Source organism: Brevundimonas sp. 01N35 (assembly GCF_056399785.1).
The window spans coordinates 1-4,220 of sequence record NZ_JBFTRZ010000027.1 but is presented as its reverse complement, the minus strand read 5'-3'; the positions used below and the strand labels follow the sequence as shown (position 1 = coordinate 4,220).

The following is a 4,220-nucleotide window of genomic DNA, read 5'->3' as shown; positions in this document are numbered from 1 at the left end:
CCGCCCGGTCCGTTGCCGAACCCCGCGGGCCGCTCGTTGCAGAGCGAGGCGCGGATATACGGACCCGCCCCCGACTCCACAAGCCTTGAATGACGGAAATACGAAAAACCGAACGAACACGAATCGCCCGACAGCAGGCCCACGCCGCCGCCCCCCGCAGGACTGGAAATCCATCGCCCTCGCAGCAGTACTGGCCGCCCTGGAAGGCCGCTCCCATGTGGTGCCCTGTCGCGAGGATGTCGCAGGGGATATCGTCGCCCCATACGTATCGCTTAGGATCGTCCCCGTTTCGATGGCGCATGGCAAAGGCGCGCGTCGTCCACTGCTGAGAACTCGCGTCCATGGCCACAACACCCCTCGACCGTCGAACCCTGCTGCGCGGAGCCGCCTTGGGCGGAGGCCTGCTGGGCCTTCAGGGGCTGCTGCCGGCCTGGGCCCAGACGGGAACGGCTGGCTTGCGCGCCGACCTGCCGACGCTGACGGGGCCGAACATCGACCTGACGGTGGGGCGCTCCGACTTCACCGTCGGCGGGCGCACCGGCCACGCGGTGACGGTCAACGGCCTGCTGCCCGCCCCCCTGCTGCGGATGCGCGAGGGCCAGAACGTGCGTCTGTCGGTGACCAATACCCTGGACGAGGACACCTCGATCCACTGGCACGGCCTGCTGCTGCCCTTCCAGATGGACGGCGTGCCGGGCGTCAGCTTCCCCGGCATCAAGCCGCGCGAGACCTTCGTCTATGAATTCCCGCTGAAACAGTCGGGCACCTACTGGTACCACAGCCATTCGGGACTTCAGGAAGCGATCGGCCATTACGGTCCCATCGTCATCGACCCGGCGAGCGTCGATCCTGTGGCCTATGACCGCGAGCACGTCCTGGTCCTGTCGGACTGGAGCTTCCTGCATCCGCACGAAATCCTGGCCAAGCTGAAGAAGAGCCCCGGCTACTTCAATCATCAGAAGACCACCTTGGCGGGTTTGCTGGACGGGGCGGACAAGATGGACCTGGCCGAGCGCCGGATGTGGGGCGGGATGCGGATGGACCCGCGCGACATCCTGGACGTCAGCGGCTCGACCTACACCTATCTGATCAACGGCCATGGCCCGCAGGAGAACTGGACCGGCCTGTTCCGGCCCGGCGAGCGAGTGCGGCTGCGCGTCATCAACGCCTCGGCCATGTCGATCTTCAACGTCCGCATCCCCGGCCTGGCCATGACCGTGGTCCAGGCCGACGGCGCGCATGTGCGCCCGGTCGAGACCGACGAGTTCCAGATCTCAGTCGCCGAAACCTATGACGTTATCGTCCGTCCCACCGAGGACCGGGCCTACACCATCGTGTCGGAAGCCATCGACCGTTCAGGCATGGGCCGGGCGACACTGGCCCCGCGTCTGGGCCTGACGGCCGAGGTTCCGCCGCTGCGCAAGGTTCCCAACCTGACCATGGCCGACATGGGCATGGGCGGCATGGATCACGGCAGCATGGCCGGGATGGATCACGTCGCGATGAGCCACGGAGCCGCCGCAGGGGCCGGCGCCGCGCCGATGGACCACGGCGCCATGAGCATGCGCGATCCCAACAACGCCCCTGCCGACATGGCGGTCGGCGTTGCGATCGCACCCGCGCCCGCCAATCGTCTGGGCGAGCGGCCTCAAGGGCTACAGGACGTCGATCACCGGGTGCTGGTCTATACGGATCTGCGCGCACTGGAGCCGAACAAGGATGCGCGTCCGCCGTCGCGGTCGATGGAAATCCATCTGACCGGCAATATGGAACGCTTCATGTGGGGCTTCGACGGCCGCAAGTTCTCGGAACTGGTCGAGCCGATCCGGTTCGAACTGAACGAGCGGGTTCGCGTCACCCTGGTCAACGACACCATGATGGCCCACCCCATCCACCTGCACGGCCATTTCTTCCAACTGGTCAACGGCCAGGACGGGCATCAGCCGCTGAAGCACACGGTCAATGTGGCGCCGGGGTCGAAGGTGACCTTCGACCTGACCGCCGACGCGCCCGGCGACTGGGCCTTCCACTGCCACCTGCTGATGCACATGCACGCCGGGATGTTCAACGTCGTCACCATCCGTCCGCTGGAAGGCGCCGCCCAATGAGCCGCGCCTTGAATTGTATGGTTGCCGCCCTCCTGCCGCTGATGATGGCCGCCGGTTCCGCCAACGGGCAAGCTCATGGGACGCATGGATCGCATGACGCCCATGCCGGTCACGTCATGAGCGGTATTCAGGCGGGCCCGGCACAGACTCCTGCCGCCGATCCTCATGCGGGTCATGGCGCGCCTGTTCCGCAAGTCGATCCCCACGCGGGCCATGACATGTCGGCGATGACGACCAGCGCGCCCAACATCCCCACCAGCGTGGACGCTGTCGGCGGGCGGATGATCAAGACGCCGCCGCCGGCTGCGGCCCGCGCCGCCCCCGCCCATGCGGCGGACCTGCTGTACGACCCGGCGGTTATGGCCGCCGCGCGCAAGCAGTTGCTGGTCGAGAACGGCGACGTTCGCACCACAGCCGTCCTGATCGACACGCTGGAGGCGGGATTCGGCGACGGGCGTGAGACCTACAGCTGGAACGCCCAGGGTTTCGCCGGCGGCGACATCAACCGCTTCTGGTGGAAGAGCGAGGGCGAAGGCGAGGTCGGCGGCAAGCTGCACAATGCCGAGGTTCAGGCCCTCTACAGCCGCGCTGTCGCCCCCTTCTGGGACGTGCAGGCGGGCGTCCGGCAAGACTTCCGCCCGGACGGCGCGGACAGGACCCATCTGACCGTCGGCGTCCAGGGCGTCGCCCCCCACTGGTTCGAAATGAGCGCCGCCGCCTTCCTGTCGACCAGGGGCGACATGACCGCGCGTGTCGAGGCCCAATACGACCAGCGCCTGACCCAGAAGTGGATCCTGCAGCCCGCCCTGGAGATGGAACTGTCGACCAGCGACATTCCCAAGCTGGAGATCGGTTCGGGCCTGACCTCAGTCACGGCGGGCCTTCGCCTGCGCTACGAAATCCGCAAGGAGTTCGCGCCCTACATCGGGGTCGAGTGGAGCCGTTCGTTCGGCGACACCGCCGACTACGCCCAGGCGCGCGGCGAGGATGCGGACGCGACGCGTCTGGTCGCCGGGATCAAGGCCTGGTTCTAGAGCGCCTCTGACGAACGGCCGAGCCAAAAAGACGGCTCGACCTGGTCGGACGGCAGGGTGCCCTTTGTCGTCGATGAGACAATGCACCGCGTCATCGTCCGACGCGACGGCGACCAAATGAAATCCGGGATGAATTGACGAGCCGGGATCACCCGCAGGCCACGTCCCTTGGCCCGCGATCGACTCGCGCTTGCACCGTTTCCCGATGGCGGGCCGGGGGAGTCGTTCTCGAATTCGACCGATTTTCGCATCTTGATCGGGCTCGGCCGGGCGCGGACATAGGTTCGGATGCCGCCTTCATTTCAGCCGCTGCCGCCCCCCATCCGCCAGGGGGGCAATCGCCGCCTGGCGGACGGGGGGCGTCTTGGCCTGCACCAACAGACTGTACAGCGGTGCGCCTCGATCGCCTTCGACCAGGCCGACGGGCACTGACTGACGGCGGACGTGATCGCTAGGCGTGGCCAGCCGCTGTTCCCCGCTTCGGCCAGGCGTCGCCATTCGTCGGCCGACCGATCTGGTTCGCCACCCTGCGGACGGCCGTGCCGCCTTGGGCCAACGCAGGGGCACGCGTCAGCGACGTCATGGCCGCAGCCCAACCCTGATCCCACGCCCGCCGCTCGCCCCGATGGCGCCTGTCGGAACCCTCGGGCAGACGCTCGCCTCCCCCTGAGTTGAGAGCTTTGGGAGTGGCGGATTCCAGGCGGAACCGACGAACCGGTCCGAGGCCCTCGCGACATCGTCCCAGCCGAGGCGGCGCTCATCGTTGAGATTTCTCGCGTGTGAACGGTTCTCCGCTCCAGTGGCCCCTTCGATCCACGAACTGTCTCCCCATAGCCGGCAACAGCCAAGCGGAGCACCACATGGTTCTAAAGGCTCACGCCCCGCCACTCGTCGGATATGCAGAACCAGCGCTCGACCAGCGATCAGTTGGCAGCTTGGCGGCGCTGGTGGCGCTAGATCACGGCCCAGAACGCGAAAACCCCCACGGCGTGAGCAGTGGGGGTTTTCGTTAAACTTGGGTGCGGGAGCAGGATTTGAACCTGCGACCTTCAGGTTATGAGCCTGACGAGCTACCGGG

General features: G+C 66.9%; 2 protein-coding genes. Both read left to right on the top strand.

What is annotated here, in order from left to right:
* Positions 1 to 341: 341 nt before the first annotated feature.
* Positions 342 to 2,108, top strand: a complete 1,767-nt coding sequence (locus AC1DJ5_RS14595; RefSeq protein WP_477021064.1) for a copper resistance system multicopper oxidase — start codon at positions 342 to 344, stop codon at positions 2,106 to 2,108.
* A gap of 17 nt (positions 2,109 to 2,125) precedes the next feature.
* A complete protein-coding gene (locus AC1DJ5_RS14590; RefSeq protein WP_477021065.1) occupies positions 2,126 to 3,142 on the top strand; it encodes a copper resistance protein B in 1,017 nt (338 codons plus the stop codon).
* Positions 3,143 to 4,220 lie beyond the last annotated feature (1,078 nt).

What these genes read in the sequence shown, in the direction of transcription:
- AC1DJ5_RS14595 (WP_477021064.1), top strand. Translation starts at nt 342, where the DNA reads ATGGCCACAACACCCCTCGACCGTCGAACCCTGCTGCGCGGAGCCGCC.
- AC1DJ5_RS14590 (WP_477021065.1), top strand. Translation starts at nt 2,126, where the DNA reads ATGGTTGCCGCCCTCCTGCCGCTGATGATGGCCGCCGGTTCCGCCAAC.